Origin of the sequence: Stenotrophomonas sp. 2YAF26, assembly GCF_052114625.1 — a bacterium.
Lineage (GTDB): Bacteria > Pseudomonadota > Gammaproteobacteria > Xanthomonadales > Xanthomonadaceae > Stenotrophomonas > Stenotrophomonas indicatrix.
Genome location: NZ_JBFRFC010000009.1, coordinates 72278 through 91447, shown reverse-complemented (window position 1 = coordinate 91447; position 19170 = coordinate 72278). Strand labels below are relative to the sequence as shown.

The window sequence follows — 19170 nt, the reverse complement described above, 5'->3', positions numbered from 1 at the left end:
CACATCCCCTGCCACCGTCCAGCGAGCCACCCCCTTGTCGAGCCCCAGCCACGTCGCCGATACGCCCATTACCGACCGCTCGCAACTGGTGGCGGAGATCGCCTCCGGCGAGAAGCCCCGTTCGCAGTGGCGCATCGGTACCGAGCACGAGAAGTTCGGGTTCCGCCTGGATGACCTGCGTCCGCCGACCTTCGATGGCGAGCGCGGCATCGAGGCCCTGCTCAACGGCTTGGTCCGCTTCGGCTGGACGCCGGTGCAGGAAAACGGCAACACCATCGCCCTGCTGCGTGATGGCGCCTCGGTGACCCTGGAGCCGGCGGGCCAGCTGGAGCTGTCCGGTGCGGCGCTGGAAACCATTCACCAGACCTGCGTGGAAACCGGCACCCACCTCAATGAAGTGGCGCAGGTGGCCGGCGAACTGCAGCTGGGTTTCCTCGGCATGGGCTTCCAGCCGAAGTGGACGCGCGATGAAATGCCGTGGATGCCCAAGGGCCGCTACAAGATCATGCGCTCGTACATGCCCAAGGTCGGTTCGCTGGGCCTGGACATGATGACCCGCACCTGCACCGTGCAGGTGAACCTGGATTACGCCAGCGAAGCGGACATGGTGAAGAAGTTCCGCGTGTCGTTGGCGCTGCAGCCGATCGCCACCGCACTGTTCGCCGACTCGCCTTTCACCGAAGGCAAGCCGAACGGCTACCTCAGCTACCGCTCGCACATCTGGACCGATACCGATGCCGACCGTACCGGCATGCTCGACTTCGTGTTCGAGGACAGCTTCGGTTACGAGCGCTATGTCGACTACCTGCTCGACGTGCCGATGTATTTCTCCTACCGCGATGGCATCTACCACAATGCCAGCGGGCAGAGCTTCCGCGACTTCATGCAGGGCAAGCTGCCGGTGCTGCCGGGCCAGCTGCCGACGCTGCGCGACTGGTCGGACCACACCACGACCGCGTTCCCGGAAGTGCGGTTGAAGAAGTACCTGGAAATGCGCGGTGCCGATGGTGGCCCATGGAGCCGCCTGTGTGCGCTTCCGGCCTTCTGGGTGGGCCTGCTGTACGACGACACCGCGCTGGATGCGGCGTGGGACTTGGTGCGTGACTTCAGCCTGGCCGAGCGCCATGCGCTGCGTGATGGCGTGCCCAAGCATGCGATGAACCTGCCGTTCCGCGGTGGCACCGTGCGCGACCTCGCCCGCGAGGCGGTGAAGATTTCGGTGGACGGGCTCAAGCGCCGTGCGGCGCGCAATGCCGATGGCCAGGATGAAAGCAAGTTCCTGGACGTGTTGCAGGAAATCGTCGAGTCCGGCCTGACCAGGTTGCCGGCCAGCGGCCGGCACTACCAAAAAAACCCCGGCATTGCCGGGGTTTTTCGTTTTCACAACCGCCTTGGATCAGGCCGCGTTCTTGATCGTCGCCATGTCGATCACGAAGCGGTAGCGCACATCGTTCTTCGCCATGCGCTCCCAGGCTTCGTTGACGTTCTTGATGTCGATCATCTCTACGTCGCTGACGATGCCGTGCTCGGCGCAGAAGTCCATCATCTCCTGGGTTTCGGCCATGCCGCCGATCGCCGAGCCGGTCAGGTTTCTGCGACCGAAGATCACGCTGCCACCGGTCAACGGCGGGTCCAGTTCGGTCAGCACACCGACCAGGCACATGGTCGCTTCGCGCTTGAGCAGGCCCATGTACGGGTTGGTGTCATGGCCGACCGGGATGGTGTTGAGCAGGAAGTCGAAGCTGCCGGCATGCGCCTTCATCTGCTCGGCATCGCGCGAGACCAGCACTTCGTCAGCGCCCAGGCGCTTGGCATCGGCGCCCTTTTCCGGGGTGGTGGTGATCATCACCACGTGCGCGCCGAGCGCCTTGGCGAACTTCACGCCCATGTGGCCGAGGCCACCCAGACCGATCACGCCGACCTTCTGGCCCGGGCCGACCTTCCAGTGGCGCAGCGGCGACCAGGTGGTGATGCCGGCGCACAGCAGCGGCGCGGCTGCCTTCAGGTCCAGCGTTTCGGAGACCTTGACCACGAAACGCTGCTCGACCACCACGTGGTCGGAATAGCCGCCGTAGGTCGGTGCGCCGCTTTCACGCTCGCGGCCGTTGTAGGTCCAGGTCGCACCTTCGGCGCAGTACTGCTCCAGGTCGTGCTGGCAGGCATCGCAATGGCGGCAGGAATCGACCATGCAGCCGACACCGGCGTGGTCGCCGACCTTGAAGCGGGTGACCTCGCTGCCGACTTCGGTGACCCGGCCGATGATCTCGTGGCCCGGCACCATCGGATAGATCGAGCCACCCCAGTCGTCGCGGGCCTGGTGCAGGTCGGAATGGCAGATGCCGCTGTACAGGATCTCGATGCGCACATCGTTCGGGCCAACCGCGCGGCGCTCGAATTCGAAGGGCACCAGCGGGTCGGTATGGGTGTGGGCGGCGTAACCACGGGCGAGGGACATGGGGAATCCTTGGCAGGGTTTGTCGAAAGGCGTTTTACAATACGCTCCGTACCTCAGGGTAAGAAGCGTATATATCGGCATGATTCATCAAGGCAGACTGCACAATCATGGCCACTGACAACCTGACCCACCTGGCCGCCTTCGCTGCGGTCGCCCGCCACCGCAGTTTCCGCCGCGCCGGTGCCGAACTGGCCCTGTCGACCTCGGCGGTGAGCTATGCGATCCGCGCGCTGGAGGAACGGCTGGGGGTGGGCCTGTTCCACCGTACCACCCGCAGCGTGGCCCTGACCGAGGCCGGGCAGCGCCTGCTGGAGCGCCTGCAGCCGGCGCTGGGGCAGGTGCATGACGCGCTGGAGGAAATGAACCACTTCCGCGCGGTGCCGGCCGGCCTGCTGCGGATCAATGCGACGCGGGCGGCGGTGGCGACCCAGTTGGGGCCGCGGCTGGCGCGGTTCCTGCACGCGCATCCGGACGTACGGGTGGAGCTGACCGAGAACGATGGCCTGGTCGATATCGTTGCCGAGGGTTACGACGCGGGCGTGCGCCTGCACGAGTTCGTGCCCGAAGACATGGTGGCGGTGCCGATGGGGCCGCCGCTGCGCGGCTTGATCGTCGGCTCGCCCGAGTACCTGCGACGCCGGCCGGCACCGCAGCATCCGCGCGACCTGGCCACGCATGAGTGCGTGCGCTTCCGCTTCGCCAGCGGCCATCTGTACAAGTGGCAGTTCGAGCGCGAGGGCCAGACACTGGAGATCGACGTACCGGGCCGGCTGACGCTGTGCGAGCAGGGCACGGTGGTTGGCGCGGTGCTCGATGGCATCGGCCTGGCCTATGTGCTGGAAGACACCGCGCGTCCTTATCTGGACGATGGGCGACTGGTGGCGGTACTGGAAGACTGGAGCGAACCGTTCGCCGGGTTCGCGTTGTACTACCCGAAGCAGCGGCAGATGCCCGGCGCGTTACGTGCGTTCGTGGACATGTTGCGCGAGTGAAGCGCGGCGGGTGATGCAGTGCCGACCAACGGCCGGCACCCACCCGCGTCAGTAGATCCACGCCATGCGTGGATGACTCTCCAGGAGTCTCCGCACAGCACGTGGATACCGTGGATGCCGATGAACACTCGGACTTCTACGACAGCCCAGACCTCGCGGAGAGGTTGTCCACCATCTTTCTATACATTGCTGTGAGCTGGACGGCCCGGCGGCGACTTACTTCTGTCTGAAGCCCTGTCAGAAGGTAGTCATTCCAGCGTGCGTCCAGCATCTCTGAGAACTGGTGAAACAGCTGCCATTCGTCGTCTACGTTCGGCACGCGGCACTTGGACAGGTAGTCCATCACTGCGCTCAGGTCGTCGTTGGGATGGCACCTGTCCGGCCTTCCAATTCTAGGATGTGCTGAGTTCCGATTGCAGAGGGAATGAAAATAGACGTGGGTAAAATCGCGCACGGATTCGCGGATATCCCAGCTCCACAGTTCGCCTTCAGAACAGTTCGCGCGGAAGTAATCCATTGCTGATATGCGATGATCATGCAGATCCTGAATTTCTGCGCCGTGGTCACGAGTATGTCGTTCGCTTGCGAAGCCTCTGAGAATGCACCAGTAGAGAAAGAACGCAGTAGCTTGATCCCAGTGCTTCCACCTGTCTGAATTGTCATTCTTCTCTGGATGATCATTTCCGATGGCAGCATGGCTTGGCAAGGAGTAGCGGTGCATCTGTGCAAGCTTGATCTGCCACCGCCGGGGAGTGCTGGGGAGAACAAGCATGCAGTCTGGACGAGAGGTGAGCATCGCGGCCGTTCTCTTGGGCATATCCTCGACAATGAGTTGAGGAGCCGCCTCAACCAGATCCTCAGCGAGGGAGGTCGGAGACAACTGCAATGGCAGGTTGTCTACTGTTGACGGATCAAACCAGATTGAATCTACCCAGCAGACGAAGTGGCGGCCTGATTTCCGGGGTGGGTAGTACGCGGGTGCGAGAATCTCGTGACTCCAGCTGATTTCCAGACCCGTGGGGCGGTGAGACATTTCGCCAAGGGAATTGGAATACGCGAAGGAGGTTGGCTTTGGCGTCTGCGCACCGATACGTTCGGCAATGGAAAGAACCGGATCACTATCGATTCGCTGGCCCAAGAGGTTGCAGAGTTCGGAAAAGAGAAATCGCATGCGACCGCACCGTTTGGATCAACCATGGATGGTCCATTCAGTTTCTTAAGTAAGCCATACAAGAAGTTGCAAAGATTCGCGTGAGACCATTTTGCGAGAATGCGTCGTAGCTCGACCGCCGCAGGCTGGCCACGCTACGCAGCCTGCAGCATAGGTTCCATCAGGTGCAGGCAGTCACGCAGATGCGCATCCACCGATGCGTCTTCGGCAACCACACCGATGGCGCGTTCGCGCAGTGGTTCGGCCACGGCCATGGACAGCACCAGACGCGCCATCCGTTCTGGATCACCGGCGCGCAGCAGACCACGCTGCTGCTGCCGCGCCAGCCAGTCCGCCAGCAACGCACGTCCGCGGCCGATGCCGTTGTCCAGGTAGGCCCGCAGCAGCGCGTCCTTGCCGGGGAAGTCGGTGGTCAACAGGCGGAATACCCGCACCGCCTGCGCTGACAATGCCTGCGCGCACACCGCCTGCAGGATGTCGTGCAGCAGCGGCAGCACGTCTTCGGCGTGGCGGGCATCACGTTGCAGCTGCGGTGCGAAGCCATCGGTCCACTCGCGCACCGCCAGGCCTACCAGCTCATCACGGTTGCCGGCATGCCGGTACACCGTCTTCTTGGCCACGCCGGCATGCACGGCGACGGCTTCGATGGTGGTCGCTTCGTAGCCCTGCGCCAGCAGCAGATCCAGCGTCGCCTGCAGCACGGCATGGCGGACGTCGGCCTCTGGCCGTGCTGGACGCCCGCGGCGACGGGGTGGTGCGATCGGATCGGGAGGCGCAGTAGCGGTCATCGCGCACATTCTAGCGCATTTCGATAATTGCGAAACGAAGTGCGTTTCCGTATTTTCCGGACTTCACCTCCCCAAGGATTCACCATGGACACCGTCGCCAACGCTCACGCCTGGCTGGACCACCACGATCTGCTCCACCCCTCACCGATGCACCTGGAAACCGGCATCCAGCGCCGCGAAGACGGCACTCTGTTGGTGGCGGTGCGCACCGATCTGCATGGCTGCAAGGGCCGCATGCTGGACTGGTGGTTCACCTTCTTCGAGACCACCCAGCACATCCGCTGGTGGCACCCGATGGACCATGTCGAGCATCGTGGCTGGGACGCGGCCTGGCAGCGCGGGCGCAGCTACTATGGCGCGAGCATCCAGGCCGTCGAGTCGCTGGCCGACATCCCGCCGGTGGCAGCGCGCCTGAAGTTCCACGATCCGCGCACGTTGCTGACGTCTGAGCGTCTGCAGGCGGCGCAGGAGGCGGGCGATGTCTCGGCGGTGATTGCCGCGCGCATCGGTTTTGGTGAGCACGTTCGGCTGGATGCGCACGGTGATCCCTGCGACGGGCAGATGCTGCACGTCGCCCGCGATACGCCGTTCGGCTGCGTGCTGCGCAGCCGCTTCGTGCTGGGCCTGGACAGTGAAGATCCGCAGCGCGATGCCAACGATGCGATTGGCCTGGGCCTGCTCAAGCACTGTTATACCGAGTTCAGTTTCCTGTCGCGGCTGCTGCCGTCGCTGTACTACGGCGAGCGCGCCAATGGTGAGGCGGTGCCGTTACCGTGGTGAACTCGCGTGCTACGCCAGTAGGGCGTCATAGCCTGCATCGCTGAACTGGATCAGGCAGAAGCCATGGCCGAAGGGATCGGCCAGCACGGCGATCCTTCCCCAGCTGTGTTCGCGCACGGCCTGTTCAAGGATGGCGCCGGCCGCGATCGCGCGGGCAAGCGCAGCGTCGATGTCGGTGACTACCCAGTCCAGATGCACGGGCGTCCAATGACGCTCGTAGTCGCGTACATCGCCGTGCTCGGTCGCTGCGCTGCCGGCATCGCTTTGCAGCAGGTATAGCGGCGTGGGACCACCGAGCAGTTCCAGCGCGCCCGGGCCGAGTCGGCGGCCGAGCCGCAGGCTGAAGGCTTCGGTGTAGAACGCTTCGGCCGCTGCAAGATCGGGGACGTCGAGGTTGACGATGAAGGACATGGTGACGGAGTTCATGGGGACTTTCGTCATGTTGTTGGACGCGGATGTGACGTCTAGGATCGAACTGTAGTTCCAGACCGGGTGCCTCGTCGTTCCGACCGGTGGCCCCGTTGCCAGGGAGGATTCCATGCGGAACCTGGAAGTGGAAGCGCGAGTACGCAAGCTGGAGCAACGGGCAGGCCGATGGCGCTGGCTGCTGGTGGCAGCACCCGTGCTGATGATGTCGATCATGCTGGCCGGTCGTGGTTCTGCCCGGCCGGAGGCCGGCATTGCTGCGGAGATCCGCACCCATCGCCTGATCGTGCTTGACCACCAGGGCCGCAAGCGCGTGGAGATCGGTGAGGACGCGCCGGACCTGGACATCAAGCGCAATGCGCGGGTGGCGGGGCTGATCATCTTCGATGGCAATGAACAGGAACGCGGAGGCATGGTGACTGCCGACGATGGCAGTGCCACGGTTGCTCTCGATGCGCCGCGCGGCGTTGGCTATCGCGTGTCGGATCGGGCCGGGATGAAGGTGGGAGCGGACGGTTCGGCGTTCATCGGTGTCCTGTCCAACGCCGGTGGCTTTGCTGCCAGGCTGGTCGCGCAGGGGGCGGAAGGACAGCTGGAGCTGAACCGGGTGGCTTCTGCTGAAGGCGGAGCCTCCAACCGTGTGATCCACGTGGAAGCCGAGAGCAGGTGACGGACCCATCACAGAGCCAACCAGGGAGTGCAACATGCATGAGCAGGATATGACCGTACGCTTGGAACGACTGGAGCACAGGCTACGGCGCAGGAATCTGCTGGCAGTCTCGATGTTCGTACTGGGCGCATCGTTGGCTCTGGTCGGGACCAGTGTAGCCACGCCCGATGCCGGCGTGGTGCCGGAGATCCGTACCTACAAGCTGACCGTGCTCGACAGTGAAGGGCGCACGCGCGTGCAGATTGCCGAGGATGTGGATGATGTCGCGCGCAACTCGCGCGCAACGGGAATGACGATCTACGATGCGAAAGGCGATGAGCGCGGTGGCATCGGCACCATGGCCAATGGCAGCGCGGTGATGGCGCTGGATGCGCCCGTTGGCGTGGGTTACAAAGTGCGCGACCGGGCGGGTATGAGGGTCGCGGCCGATGGCACGGCCGTGATCACCACGCTGTCCAATGAAGGCAGCTTTGCTGCCAGCCTGGTTGCGCAGGGCAACCAGGGACGGCTTGAACTGAGTCGCAGAGATTCAGCCAAGGGGGAGATCACCACCCGCGTACTGACCCACGACTCGGACGCGACCAAGGTGGAGAAGGCTCCATGACGCTCAAGATGGCACGGCGTGCACCGCATCCACGCGTGGCTGTGCCAGCGGGTAGTCGAGGTAGCCCTCGGTGCCGCCGCCGTAATAGGTGCTGCGATCGGGCACGGCCAGCGGCACATCGCGCTGCAGACGCTCGACCAGATCCGGGTTGGCGATGAACGGCTGGCCAAACGCGGCCAGGTCGATGATGCCGTCCTCGACCAGGCGCAGAGCACGCTCACGGGTGAGGCCACCGGCGAGGATCACGGTGCCGCCGTAGCTCTGCTTGAAGGTCTTCAGGAACGCCTCGCCGATGACGGGCTCGCCGCGCAGGTAGTTGTCGTTCAGATGCACATACGCCAACCCGCGCTTGCCAAGCTCTTCGGCCAGATAAAGATAGCTGGCTTCGTTCTCGGCATAGGCCGGCATGTCGAAGGTCTGGCTGTTCGGCGCCAGGCGCACGCCGACACGATGCGCGCCGATGCGCGAAACCATCGCATCCACGGTGTCCAGGATCAGCCGTGCGCGGTTGCGCAGTGAACCGCCGTACAGATCCTGCCGATCATTGGTGATCGGGTTGAGGAACTGCTCGAACAGGTAGCCGTTGGCGGCATGCAGTTCGATGCCATCGAAGCCGGCGGCGATGGCATTTTCCGCGCCGCGAACGAAGTCGCTGACGATACCCGGCACTTCGTCGGTGCGCAGTGCGCGCGGCGGCGTCGGATCGGCATGACCACGGCTGCCGTCGTCCAGGTACACGAACGAGGTGTTCTTCGGATCGCTCGCCACCGGCCGCGTGCCAGCGCTCACCGGCTGGCCGCCATCGGGCTGCAGCGAGCTGTGTGACATGCGCCCGACGTGCCACAGCTGGGCGAAGATCGCGCCCTGCGCAGCGTGTACGGCGTCGGTGACGAGCTTCCAACCGGCCACCTGCTCGGCCGACCAGATGCCCGGCACGTCGATGTAGCCCTGGCCCTGCGGTGAGACCGGGGTGCCTTCACTGATGATCAGGCCGGCACTGGCGCGCTGCCGGTAATACTGGGCGGTGAGTGCATTGGCGACGGCGCCGGGGTTGCGGGCGCGGGTCATCGGCGCCATCACGATGCGGTTGTGCAGGGGCAGTCCAGTGAGGTCGAAGGGGCGGAACAGGGCGGCGGTCATGTCAGTCATCTCGGAGGTGGGAGGGCGCCAACGGCGCGACAGCACCATGATGGAGTTGACATGCAGGCGCATAAAGGCGGTAGATTTCCCGCCAAGCGGGACTATCTGTCCCCAATGAGTGAGTCTGCCCATGCTGCCTGTCGAATCGTTGAACGGTCTGGCGACCTTCGTCACCACGGCGCGCTCGGCCACCTTCACCGAGGCCGCAGACGCGCTGGGCATCTCCCGCTCGGCGGTCGGCAAGGCCATCGCCCGGCTGGAAACGCGGCTGGGCGTGCGCTTGTTCCATCGCACCACCCGGCGCATCGCGCTGACCACCGACGGCGAGGCGTACTACGCCTCCTGCGCCGCGGCCCTGGATGAAATCGCGGCGGCCGAAGCCTGCCTGGGCTCGGCTGCGCATCTGCCGAGCGGCCGCCTGCGCATCGACATGCCGTCTTCATTCGGGCGGCTGGTGGTGCTGCCGGTGCTGCTGCGCATGTGCAATGAACACCCGGACCTGCAGTTGACGATGACCTTCACCGATCACTTCGTTGACCCGGTGGAAGAAGGCATCGATCTGCTGATCCGCTTTGGTGGCCTGCATCACGCCGAGCACCTGGTCGCGCGCAAGCTGGCCAGCCAGCGCCTGGTGACCTGCGCGTCGCCGGCCTACCTGCAGGCCTATGGTGTGCCGCAGACGCTGGACGAACTGCGCGACCATCGCAGCGTGGTCGGCTTCCGTCATGGCCAGTCGGTGGCGTGGCGGATCGGCAGCGAGGGCACCAACGGCAGCTTCATCCCCAGTGCCACGCACCAGCTCAACGATGGCGATGCGGTGATCGAGGGGGCGATCGCCGGGTTGGGGATCTGCCAGATGCCGATGTCTCTGGTGCGCCATCACCTGGAATCCGGTGCGTTGCAGTCGGTACTGGACCACTGCACGCAGCACCATGTAGACATCCACGCGCTGTGGCCGCAGACGCGGCATCTGCGGCCGAAGGTGCGTTACGTGGTGGAAGAGCTGACCCGGCTGGCCGCAGAGGGGGCCTTTGATTGAGGTCCGGATCGGCTCCTGTATACTATCCCCCAGTATAGTTCCGAGGCCGGTCCGCCATGCCGCACTCTCCCGAAGAGAAAAAGAAGGTTCTGGCCCGCGTGCGCCGCATCCGCGGCCAGTGCGATGCGCTGGACCGCGCGCTGGAAGCCGGCGCCGACTGCGGGCCGGTGCTGCAGCAGATCGCCGCCATCCGTGGCGCGGTCAACGGCCTGATGTCCGAAGTGATGGAAGCGCACCTGCGCGAGGAGTTCGGCCAGCCCGCCGCCTCCGATGAACAACGCGCCGAACGCGTGCGCGACATGAGCGCGTTGATCCGCTCGTACCTGAAATGAACGACGGCGCGACACAGCGCCGCGCATTCTGTTTTCCGCAAGCCCTTTCTGGAGAGTGCCATCATGAAATCCCGTGCCGCCGTCGCCTTTGGTCCCGGCCAGCCGCTGCAGATCGTCGAGATCGACGTCGCCCCGCCGAAGGCGGGCGAAGTGCTGGTCAAGATCACCCACACCGGTGTCTGCCACACCGATGCGTTCACCCTGTCCGGCGATGATCCGGAAGGCCTGTTCCCGGTAGTGCTGGGCCATGAAGGCGCTGGCATCGTGGTGGAGGTGGGCGAGGGCGTGACCAGCGTCAAGCCGGGTGACCACGTGATTCCGCTGTACACCGCCGAATGTGGTGAATGCCTGTTCTGCAAGAGCGGCAAGACCAATCTGTGCGTGTCGGTGCGTGCCACCCAGGGCAAGGGCGTGATGCCCGATGGCACCAGTCGCTTCAGCTACAACGGCGAGCCGATCTATCACTACATGGGCTGCTCGACCTTCAGCGAATACACCGTCGTTGCCGAGGTGTCGCTGGCGAAGATCAACCCGGAAGCGAACCCGGAGCATGTCTGCCTGCTCGGCTGCGGCGTGACCACCGGCATCGGCGCGGTGCACAACACCGCCAAGGTGCAGGAAGGCGACAGCGTGGCCGTGTTCGGCCTGGGCGGCATCGGCCTTGCGGTCATCCAGGGTGCGCGCCAGGCCAAGGCCGGGCGCATCATCGCGGTGGACACCAACCCGTCCAAGTTCGAGCTGGCCCGCGAATTCGGTGCCACCGACTGCATCAACCCGAAGGATCATGACAAGCCGATCCAACAGGTCATCGTTGAAATGACCACCTGGGGCGTGGACCACAGCTTCGAGTGCATCGGCAACGTCAACGTGATGCGTGCGGCGCTGGAATGCGCGCACCGTGGCTGGGGCCAGAGTGTGGTGATCGGCGTGGCCGGTTCGGGTCAGGAGATCTCCACCCGTCCGTTCCAGCTGGTCACCGGCCGCAAGTGGATGGGCACCGCGTTTGGTGGCGTGAAGGGCCGCAGCCAGCTGCCGGGCATGGTCGAAGACGCGATGAAGGGCGATATCGAGCTGGCCCCGTTTGTCACCCACACCATGGACCTGGACAAGATCAACGAAGCTTTCGAGCTGATGCATGAAGGCAAGTCGATCCGTTCGGTCGTCCATTACTGAGGCGCGTCATGGGCTGGCTGGATGCCCTGCGCCGGCCACGTGCGGAAGACCCGCGCGCGGCCCTGGTCGCCCCGATCGAGCAGGCGCTGCGTGCGCTGGGCTGGGTAGTGGGCGAAGTGGGGCCACCGCGTGCGGTGACCTCGGCCTTCGGCAGCGACGATGGCATGCCATTCGAGCAGTGGCTGGGGCTGGTATTCCTGCCGCGTCTGCATGAGGCCCGGGCTGACGGCCAATGGCCGCCGCGCAGCGATGTGGCCGTGGCGGCCTATCGCAATCTTGATGGCCAGCCTGGCGTCGAACCGTTGCTGCGCCTGCTGGCGCAGCTGGATGAACTGATAAACAAAGGCATCCACGCCGTGCGTGGATAAGCCGACCAAGGTCGGCATCTACCAGAAGCACGCGTGCGCTGACGCACCGCGCAGGAGAACATCATGGAACGCATCGAACACCGCGCCTGTGCCGGCGGCTGGCAGGACGTCTATCGCCATCACTCCACCACGCTGGGCTGCGACATGCAGTTCGCCGTGTACCTGCCGCCGCAGGCCGCCAGCCAGAAGCTGCCGGTACTGTATTGGCTGAGCGGACTGACCTGCACCGAGCAGAATTTCATTACCAAGGCCGGTGCGCAGCGCTATGCGGCGGAGCACGGCGTGATCATCGTCGCCCCGGATACCAGTCCGCGCGGCGATGACGTGGCCGATGCCGAGGGCTATGACCTGGGCAAGGGCGCGGGCTTCTATCTCAACGCTACCCGTGCGCCGTGGGCGAAGCACTACCGCATGCATGACTACGTGGTGCAGGAACTGCCGGCGCTGATCGAGGCAAATTTCCCGGTGAACGACGCACGCGCGATCAGCGGCCATTCGATGGGGGGGCACGGTGCACTGGTGATCGCGCTGCGCAACCCGGGACGCTACCGCAGCGTGTCGGCGTTCTCGCCGATCGTTGCGCCCAGCCAGGTGCCGTGGGGACAGAAGGCGTTCACGGCCTACCTCGGTGACAACCCGGCCGGCTGGGCGCAGTGGGACGCCACCGCGCTGATCGCCAACGCCAGCGAGCGACTGCCGCTGCTGGTCGACCAGGGTGAGGGGGATGAGTTCCTGCAGACCCAGCTGCAGCCTCAGCGCCTGCAGCAGGCCTGCCAAGCGGCCGGCCATCCGCTGAGCCTGCGCCTGCAGCCGGGCTACGACCACAGCTACTACTTCATCGCCAGCTTCATCGGCGAGCACATCGCCCACCACGCGCGCGCACTGAAGGCCTGACCCTGTAGCCGAGCCCACGCTCGGCTGCTCTGGCTTGTCCGTAGCGTCGAGCCGCCACGCATGGCGTGGCGCTTACACGTCGTCTTCTTCTTCCGCCGCTTCACGGCCCTGCTGGCGGATCAAGGCTTGTTCGCGCGCATCGTTGATGGCGTGGCGCACGCTGTCCAGGTCGACGGTGGATTCATCGTGCACGAAGGTGCCGGTGAGCTCACTGTCCGGCAGCAGGCTGCCCGCCTCGAACAGCGCCCACATTTCCTCGCCATACCAGCTGTCCAGCAGTTCGGGCGCGAAACGGCCCAGGTAGGCGGTGAGGTTGTTGACATCCCGCAGCAGCATGCTGCGCGCGGCGTTGTTGCCGCCCGCACTGACCACCTGAGGGAAATCGATCACCACCGGGCCATCGGGACCGACCAGCACGTTGTACGGCGAGAGATCGCCATGGATCAGGCCGCAGCACAGCATGCGCACCACCTGGCGGACAAGGGTCTGGTGGAACTGGCGGGCCTGCTCGGGCTCCAGCTCCACCTCGCCCAGGCGGGCGGCGGAGAAACCGTCGGCATCGGTGACCAGCTCCATCACCAGCACACCGTGGAAGTAGCCGTATGGCTCGGGCACGCGCACGCCGGCATCACGCAGCAGGTACAGCGAGTCCACCTCGGTGTTCTTCCAGGCCGTTTCCTGCTGCTTGCGGCCGTACTTGCTGGCCTTGCCCACCGCACGCGCCTCACGGCTGCCGCGCACCTTGCGGCCTTCCTGGTACTGCACGCGCTGCTGGAAGCTGCGCTGGGCCATGTCCTTGTAGACCTTCGCGCAGCGCACCTCGTTGCCGCTGCGTACCACGTACACGGCCGCTTCCTTGCCGCTCTTGAGCGGCCGTAGCACTTCATCGATCACGCCGTCGTCGATCAGGGCGCGCAGTCCTTCGGGGGTTTTCACGGGATATCTGGGGTGGCCGGCGCGGAGGCGCTCGCCAGGATGGGGAGGGATTTTCGCATTTTACAGGTCGCGGCTGTCGGGCGGCTTCCCGGCTGGCCCGCGAGCGTCGCCGGGCAACCATTTCGCGAGACGGCTGCCACTGTCGCGTATCCGTCTTTTCCAACGCGGATCACGCCGCTGTGGCGTGGCGGCGCGCTATCGTGCCGCCATACGGCCTTGCGCATGGGGGATGCATGCTGGTTGTGCTGGCGCTGATGTTCGTGATCTGCCATGGCGTGGTCGTGGCGTTCTGGCCGGGTACGGCGGGTGGGGGATCGTTCGTGTTCCTGACCGCGGCGCCTCTGCTGGCCGCCGCGGCCTGCCTGTGGCGTGGCCAGCGTGACCGCGCTGCACTGGGCTGGCGGGCCACGGCAATGGCGCTGCTGCTCTGGGCCGGTGGCATGGCCTTCAACATGGCCGACGCACTGGGGGCCGGACGGTCCGACATCACCCCGCGCGCCAGCCTGCTGTTGTATGTGCTGTACGGCGTGCCGCTGGTGTTCATCCTGGCCCGCGCCCGTCGCGAACGCCGGATGATCAGCCTGATCGACGGCGTGATGGCTGCGCTGCTGGGTGTCCTGTTCTTCGTGCATACCCAGTCATTTGCCGACCGCATCGACATCGATGACCAGGCGATGGCCCACATGCAGCGCATGTTCGACATCCAGAACCTGTGCATCGCCGGCTTCGCGGTGGTGCGCTGGGTCGCCGGCGATGCGCCAGAACGGCGCAGCTTCTACCGCGCGCTGGCGCTGTACGCACTGAGCTATCTGCTGCTGGCGTTCTACATCAATCACTACACCTCCGAACAGTCGTTCGGCGCCTACAACGATCTGTTGATCGACCTGCCGTTCCTGCTGCTGGCGGTACTGGCACTGCGCCAGGCACCTGCTCCGGGCTTCGTGCTGCATCCGCGCCTGCTGCGATTGGTGCAGGCGGGCGGCCCGATCATCCTGCCCTTGCTGCTGCTGGTAGTCGGCACCCTGGTGGTCGACCACGCGCGGCCGTTGGCGGTGACCGGCTTCGTGGTGGCGACGCTGGGCTTCGGCCTGCGCAGCACCCTGCTGCAGATCGACCTGCTGGAACGGCAGGCGGGTCTTGATCAGCTGGCGCGGCAGGATGGCCTGACCGGCGTAGCCAATCGCCGTGAGTTCGATACGCTGCTGCTGGCCGAATGGAACCGCGCGCGCCGCAGCGGCACCGAACTGGGCCTGTTGCTGGTGGACATCGACCATTTCAAGGCATTCAACGACGAGCACGGTCATCCCGCTGGCGACCGCTGCCTGCAGGCGGTGGCTGCGGTGCTGCAGTCCACTGCCGGGCGCGCGGCCGACAGTGTGGCGCGCTATGGCGGTGAGGAGTTCGCAGTGATCGTGCCCGGCAGCCCGCTGTCGGGTGTGCTGGCGCTGGCCGAACGCCTGCGCGAGGCGGTGGAAGCGCTGCCGCTGCCGGAGGGTCCGGTCAGCATCAGCGTGGGTGTGGGCTACCTGCACCCACCGGCGCTGGCCAGCGCCGAACAGTTGCTGGCCGATGCCGATGCCGGCCTGTACGCGGCCAAGCGTGCAGGCCGCAACCGGGTGATCCTGCACGCGCACGTGCTGGACGACCACGGGGGCGCGCACGACACGCTGGACTGTTGAGCACGCCTGGGCCACGGCCGCGGCAGGAAGGTGCGCGGCCGATCAGCGCTGGCGCAGCCATCCGGCCGGATCCAGCAGGCGCAGGCCTACGGGTGACAGCGACCGTTGCCGCAACGTCAACGGCGTGGCGCGCACCGCCGTCGCACAACATGCCAGTTGGCGACGCAGCGGCGCCAGCACCTCGTCCTCGCGTGGGCGTGCGTGCCGCCATTGCGCAATGCGCAGCAGACAGACCAGCAGGTCCAGTTCGCTGGCGGAAATGAACGGCGACCCGGCCGGCAGCAGCTCGATCGGCGCATGCGGCGTGGCCAGCAATGGCAGCAGTTCACGGAAGGCGTCGCGTCCTTCGGCATCCAGGCCCAGGGCGGCCAGTTGCAGCAGGCCCTCGGCCTGCAGCGCAGGGTCGCCCAGTTGCCGCAGCGCAGCCAGCAGGGCCTGTTCGCCGCGACTGAACTGACGGCCGAAAGCGCGATAACTCACGCGGGTGGGAAATACAGGGGAACGCGAGGCCATGCCGGGAATACCTACGGATCGCGCGTTTCCACCAGCACCGGGCAGGGCGCGTGGTCGATGGTCCATTGCCCGACCGAGGGCTCGAACAGACGCTGCAGACGTGACAGATGGCGATGGCCGATGACGATCAGATCGCACTGCAGGCGACGCGCCTGCGCGCTGATCACTTCGCCTGGGTCGCCGGAGGGCAGCTGTGCGATGGCGTCCACGCCGCGTTCGCGCAGCTCGGCCAGGGCGTCGGCCAGCACGGCTTCGGCATGCGCCTGCTGCCGGGCGGCGGCGGGATATTCGCGGCGGTCGGCATCGCTGGCATCTGCTGCCAGTGCGAATTCGGGGTCGAGCACGCACAGCAGGTGCAGGCGGCTGCGGGGGCCAGCCATGGCGGTGGCCAGGTCCAGCACGCGGTCGTGCTGGGGGCCGCCATCAAGCGCGACCAGCAGGGTGTTGAACATGAAAAGCTCCTTTGCAGGGCGGTGATGGTCGCTCATGTCGTCGCGCGCACCCATGCCGTGCGCCGCAGTCAATGCGTGCGCAGGACGCAACTCTGGTCGGTTTGGATTGCAGTAGAGTCATCGCATTTACGGGAGACTGCCATGCCCCTGCCTGACCTCAACCTGTTGCTGGCACTGGATGTGCTGATCGACGAATGCAGCGTGGCCGCCGCCGCGCGGCGGATGAACCTCAGTGCGCCGGCGATGAGCCGTACCCTGGGCCGGGTACGGGTAGCCCTGGGTGATCCGGTGCTGGTGCGCGCCGGCCGTGGGCTCGCCCCCACGCCACGCGCGCTGGAACTGCGTGAGCAGGTGCGCGATGTGATCGAGCAGGCACACGGCGTGTTCAATGCGGGCCGCGAGGTCGACATGGCCACGCTGGAACGAACGTTCAGCGTGCGCGCCAACGATGTGTTCATCGGCAGCTATGGCGGCCGCCTGCGTGATGTCTTCCGCCAGCAGGCACCGCGCTGCATGCTGCGCTTCGTGCCCGAAGGCGATACCGATGACGATGCGATGGTGCAGGGGCGGATCGACCTGTACATCAGCACGGCCGGCAAGCACAGCCCGGAAACCAAGGTGCAGCACCTGTTCACCACCTCGCTGCTGGGCGCGGCACGCGAGGATCATCCGTTGTTCGACGGCGACATCAGTGTCGAGCGCTTCGCCGCGTGCGACCACATCGCCGTGTCCCGGCGCGGGCTTGCGCATGGCCCGATCGACGAAGAGCTGGCAGCGCTTGGCCTGCAACGGCGGGTGGCGGTGGTCATCCCTACCTTCCACGGCGCGATCTTTGCTGCCGCCGATTCGGACCTGGTGCTGCCGCAGATGCCAAGCGTGATGCTCGACCGCATCACCCGCATGGGCCTGCCGCTGCGGATGTTCCCGCTGCCGGTGCCGGTGCGGACCGTAGCGCTGGTGCAGGCTTGGCACCCACGCATGGACAACGACCCGGCCCACCAGTGGCTGCGGCGGGCGATCAAGGGCATGTGCGATTCGGTCGAGGCGGCCCGCCACTGATCGCCGGCGGGCGTGCGTTGTACGCACGCCTGCGATGCCGGGCACGCCATTTTTCGCAGGCAACGGCCTTTCTAGACTGCGCTCCCGATAGTTTCACTGAGCGCAATCCAATGACTCCTCATATGCCGTGCACTGCACGGATCGGCAGCTGGCAGTGAGCACGCCCGCCGCCGTACTGCCGGCGCCGACAGCGCCCCGGCCCGTCGCTGCACCCGGGCTCGACCGGCGCATCCTGGTAGGGCTGTGCGGTGTACTGCTGGCGGTGCTGGTGTCGGGCTTCAACGAGAACGTCACCAAGGTCGCGCTGGCCGACATCCGCGGTGCGATGGGTTTCAGCGTCGATGACGGCAGCTGGATCGTGGCGCTGTACAGCGCGATGTCGGTCAGCGCGATGGCGTTCGCACCATGGTGCGCCGCCACCTTCTCGCTGCGCCGTTTTGCGTTGGCGATGATCGGCGGGTTCATGGTGCTGGGCGTGCTGTGCCCGCTGGCCCCCAACCTGCAGACGTTCCTGGTGCTGCGCGCGTTGCAGGGCCTGTGTGGTGGCGCGTTGCCGCCGCTGCTGATGAGCGTGGCGCTGCGCTTCCTGCCGCCGGGCATCAAGCTGTACGGCCTGGCCGCCTACGCACTGACCGCCACCTTCGGGCCGAGCATGGGCACTCCGCTGGCCGCATTCTGGGTGGAGCAGGTGGGCTGGCACTGGGCGTTCTGGCAGATCGTGCCCTATTGCCTGGTGGCGATGGCGATGGTCGGCTGGGGCCTGCCACAGGATCCCCTGCGGCTGGAGCGCTTCGCACAGTTCGACGGCGTCGGCCTGATGCTCGGCCTGCCGGCGCTGGTGCTGCTGGTACTGGGTTTGGTGCAGGGCCCGCGCTTGAACTGGTTCGACTCGTCGTTGATCACGCTGATGCTGGGTGGTGGTGCGGGTCTGCTGGTGTTGTTCTTCATCAACGAGTGGTTCCATCCACTGCCGTTCTTCAAGCTGCAGCTGCTGGCCAACCGCAACCTCAGCTATTCGCTGATCACCCTCGGTGGCGTGCTGTTCGTGCTGCTGGCGGTGATCTCCATTCCGTCCGGTTTCCTAGCCAGCGTGCAGGGCTATCGGCCGCAGCAGACTGCGCCGATGCTGCTGTGGGTGGCATTGCCGCAGGTCATCGCGCTGCCGTTGGTCGCCGCATTGCTGAACATCCGCGCGATCGATTGCCGTTGGGTGCAGGCCACCGGCCTGGCGATGCTGGCGCTGGCCTGCTGGCTGGGCGCACATCTGGACGTCAGCTGGATACGCGACAACTTCCTGTGGGTCCAGCTGCTGCAGGTGTTTGCGCAGCCGATGGCGGTGCTGCCGCTGCTGATGCTGGCCACCGGCGGCTTGGCGCCACAGGACGGCCCCTTCGCCTCGGCGTGGTTCAACACGGTGAAGGGCTTTGCCGCGGTACTGGCCAGCGGCGTGCTTGAAGCGGTCGCCCAGGGACGCCGCCATTTCCACTCCACCGTGCTGGTCGAGCGACTTGGCGAACAGCCGTGGCTGGCCGAAGGGCCGCAGCTTGGCGCGCGCCTGCATGCGCAGGTGCAGGCGTTGACCTCGGCCGATCTCTACCTGCTGGTCGCGTTGGTCGCGCTGGCCTTCATTCCGCTCATTGCCTGGATGCCCACCCGCATCCATCCGCCACGTGCCGTGGCCTGATCCCCTTCGCAGGAA

The 19170-nt window shown here is 65.7% G+C and carries 20 protein-coding genes and 1 pseudogene; 13 read left to right on the top strand and 8 right to left on the bottom strand.

The features are described from left to right. Positions 1 to 34: 34 nt before the first annotated feature. Positions 35 to 1318: pseudogene (locus AB4Y98_RS11605) on the top strand (glutamate--cysteine ligase); the annotation flags it as partial. Between the two features lie 78 nt (positions 1319 to 1396). Here the strand turns inward: AB4Y98_RS11605 and AB4Y98_RS11600 are convergent. Beyond that, positions 1397 to 2455, bottom strand: a complete 1059-nt coding sequence (locus tag AB4Y98_RS11600) for an NAD(P)-dependent alcohol dehydrogenase (protein WP_223496540.1) — start codon at positions 2453 to 2455, stop codon at positions 1397 to 1399. A gap of 107 nt (positions 2456 to 2562) precedes the next feature. Between AB4Y98_RS11600 and AB4Y98_RS11595 the strand changes: the two genes are divergently transcribed. Beyond that, entirely contained in the window at positions 2563 to 3447 is an 885-nt protein-coding gene (locus AB4Y98_RS11595; RefSeq protein WP_363731647.1) for a LysR family transcriptional regulator, read from the top strand. A 136-nt stretch (positions 3448 to 3583) separates the two neighbouring features. Here AB4Y98_RS11595 and AB4Y98_RS11590 read toward each other — a convergent pair whose 3' ends face one another. Both AB4Y98_RS11590 and AB4Y98_RS11585 read right to left on the bottom strand, forming a co-directional pair. Further along, complete coding sequence (locus AB4Y98_RS11590; RefSeq protein ID WP_363731650.1) at positions 3584 to 4618, bottom strand: DUF7832 domain-containing protein; 1035 nt, start codon at positions 4616 to 4618, stop codon at positions 3584 to 3586. A gap of 134 nt (positions 4619 to 4752) precedes the next feature. Next, positions 4753 to 5415 (bottom strand): TetR/AcrR family transcriptional regulator, encoded by a 663-nt coding sequence (locus AB4Y98_RS11585; RefSeq protein ID WP_312786410.1) that lies wholly within the window; start codon positions 5413 to 5415, stop codon positions 4753 to 4755. Positions 5416 to 5490: 75 nt separating this feature from the next. Here AB4Y98_RS11585 and AB4Y98_RS11580 point away from each other — a divergent pair, with 75 nt between their 5' ends. Continuing rightward, the gene (locus AB4Y98_RS11580) at positions 5491 to 6186 is read left to right on the top strand and encodes a DAPG hydrolase family protein (protein ID WP_442244390.1); all 696 of its coding nucleotides are present in this window, start codon (positions 5491 to 5493) and stop codon (positions 6184 to 6186) included. A gap of 9 nt (positions 6187 to 6195) precedes the next feature. On the opposite strand, the gene AB4Y98_RS11575 is transcribed toward AB4Y98_RS11580, so the two are convergent. Further along, positions 6196 to 6612 carry a VOC family protein gene (locus AB4Y98_RS11575; protein WP_363731653.1) on the bottom strand — a complete coding sequence of 139 codons (417 nt, stop codon included), beginning with the start codon at positions 6610 to 6612 and terminating at the stop codon, positions 6196 to 6198. Positions 6613 to 6724: 112 nt separating this feature from the next. On the opposite strand from AB4Y98_RS11575, the gene AB4Y98_RS11570 reads away from it, so the two are divergent. After that, on the top strand, positions 6725 to 7282 hold the full coding sequence (locus AB4Y98_RS11570) for a hypothetical protein (RefSeq protein WP_108265918.1): 558 nt from the start codon (positions 6725 to 6727) through the stop codon (positions 7280 to 7282). Between the two features lie 49 nt (positions 7283 to 7331). Then, positions 7332 to 7886, top strand: a complete 555-nt coding sequence (locus AB4Y98_RS11565) for a hypothetical protein (RefSeq protein WP_394198331.1) — start codon at positions 7332 to 7334, stop codon at positions 7884 to 7886. A 3-nt stretch (positions 7887 to 7889) separates the two neighbouring features. Here AB4Y98_RS11565 and AB4Y98_RS11560 read toward each other — a convergent pair whose 3' ends face one another. After that, positions 7890 to 9026: an alkene reductase gene (locus AB4Y98_RS11560; RefSeq protein WP_442244389.1), complete on the bottom strand. Its 1137-nt coding sequence runs from the start codon at positions 9024 to 9026 to the stop codon at positions 7890 to 7892. A 130-nt stretch (positions 9027 to 9156) separates the two neighbouring features. Here AB4Y98_RS11560 and AB4Y98_RS11555 point away from each other — a divergent pair, with 130 nt between their 5' ends. From AB4Y98_RS11555 to fghA, 5 genes are all read left to right on the top strand, one after another. Further along, positions 9157 to 10065 (top strand): LysR family transcriptional regulator, encoded by a 909-nt coding sequence (locus AB4Y98_RS11555; RefSeq protein ID WP_033831994.1) that lies wholly within the window; start codon positions 9157 to 9159, stop codon positions 10063 to 10065. Positions 10066 to 10121: 56 nt separating this feature from the next. After that, positions 10122 to 10397 carry a formaldehyde-responsive transcriptional repressor FrmR gene (gene frmR / locus AB4Y98_RS11550; protein WP_005411009.1) on the top strand — a complete coding sequence of 92 codons (276 nt, stop codon included), beginning with the start codon at positions 10122 to 10124 and terminating at the stop codon, positions 10395 to 10397. A 63-nt stretch (positions 10398 to 10460) separates the two neighbouring features. Then, on the top strand, positions 10461 to 11570 hold the full coding sequence (locus AB4Y98_RS11545; protein ID WP_442244388.1) for an S-(hydroxymethyl)glutathione dehydrogenase/class III alcohol dehydrogenase: 1110 nt from the start codon (positions 10461 to 10463) through the stop codon (positions 11568 to 11570). 8 nt (positions 11571 to 11578) lie between these two features. Beyond that, complete coding sequence (locus tag AB4Y98_RS11540) at positions 11579 to 11938, top strand: YqcC family protein (protein WP_312786404.1); 360 nt, start codon at positions 11579 to 11581, stop codon at positions 11936 to 11938. A gap of 63 nt (positions 11939 to 12001) precedes the next feature. After that, entirely contained in the window at positions 12002 to 12832 is an 831-nt protein-coding gene (gene fghA / locus AB4Y98_RS11535; RefSeq protein ID WP_442244387.1) for an S-formylglutathione hydrolase, read from the top strand. A 72-nt stretch (positions 12833 to 12904) separates the two neighbouring features. Here fghA and AB4Y98_RS11530 read toward each other — a convergent pair whose 3' ends face one another. After that, positions 12905 to 13768, bottom strand: a complete 864-nt coding sequence (locus tag AB4Y98_RS11530; RefSeq protein WP_442244386.1) for a PA4780 family RIO1-like protein kinase — start codon at positions 13766 to 13768, stop codon at positions 12905 to 12907. Between the two features lie 233 nt (positions 13769 to 14001). Here AB4Y98_RS11530 and AB4Y98_RS11525 point away from each other — a divergent pair, with 233 nt between their 5' ends. Further along, a complete protein-coding gene (locus AB4Y98_RS11525; protein WP_353099179.1) occupies positions 14002 to 15447 on the top strand; it encodes a GGDEF domain-containing protein in 1446 nt (481 codons plus the stop codon). A gap of 42 nt (positions 15448 to 15489) precedes the next feature. On the opposite strand, the gene AB4Y98_RS11520 is transcribed toward AB4Y98_RS11525, so the two are convergent. Beyond that, positions 15490 to 15960, bottom strand: a complete 471-nt coding sequence (locus AB4Y98_RS11520) for a hypothetical protein (protein ID WP_353099178.1) — start codon at positions 15958 to 15960, stop codon at positions 15490 to 15492. Between the two features lie 11 nt (positions 15961 to 15971). Further along, complete coding sequence (locus tag AB4Y98_RS11515) at positions 15972 to 16412, bottom strand: universal stress protein (protein WP_442244385.1); 441 nt, start codon at positions 16410 to 16412, stop codon at positions 15972 to 15974. A gap of 141 nt (positions 16413 to 16553) precedes the next feature. Between AB4Y98_RS11515 and AB4Y98_RS11510 the strand changes: the two genes are divergently transcribed. Both AB4Y98_RS11510 and AB4Y98_RS11505 read left to right on the top strand, forming a co-directional pair. Then, positions 16554 to 17471, top strand: coding sequence for a LysR family transcriptional regulator (locus tag AB4Y98_RS11510; protein ID WP_442244384.1), 918 nt, complete (start codon positions 16554 to 16556; stop codon positions 17469 to 17471). A gap of 154 nt (positions 17472 to 17625) precedes the next feature. After that, positions 17626 to 19155 carry an MFS transporter gene (locus AB4Y98_RS11505; RefSeq protein WP_442244383.1) on the top strand — a complete coding sequence of 510 codons (1530 nt, stop codon included), beginning with the start codon at positions 17626 to 17628 and terminating at the stop codon, positions 19153 to 19155. Positions 19156 to 19170: the final 15 nt, after the last annotated feature.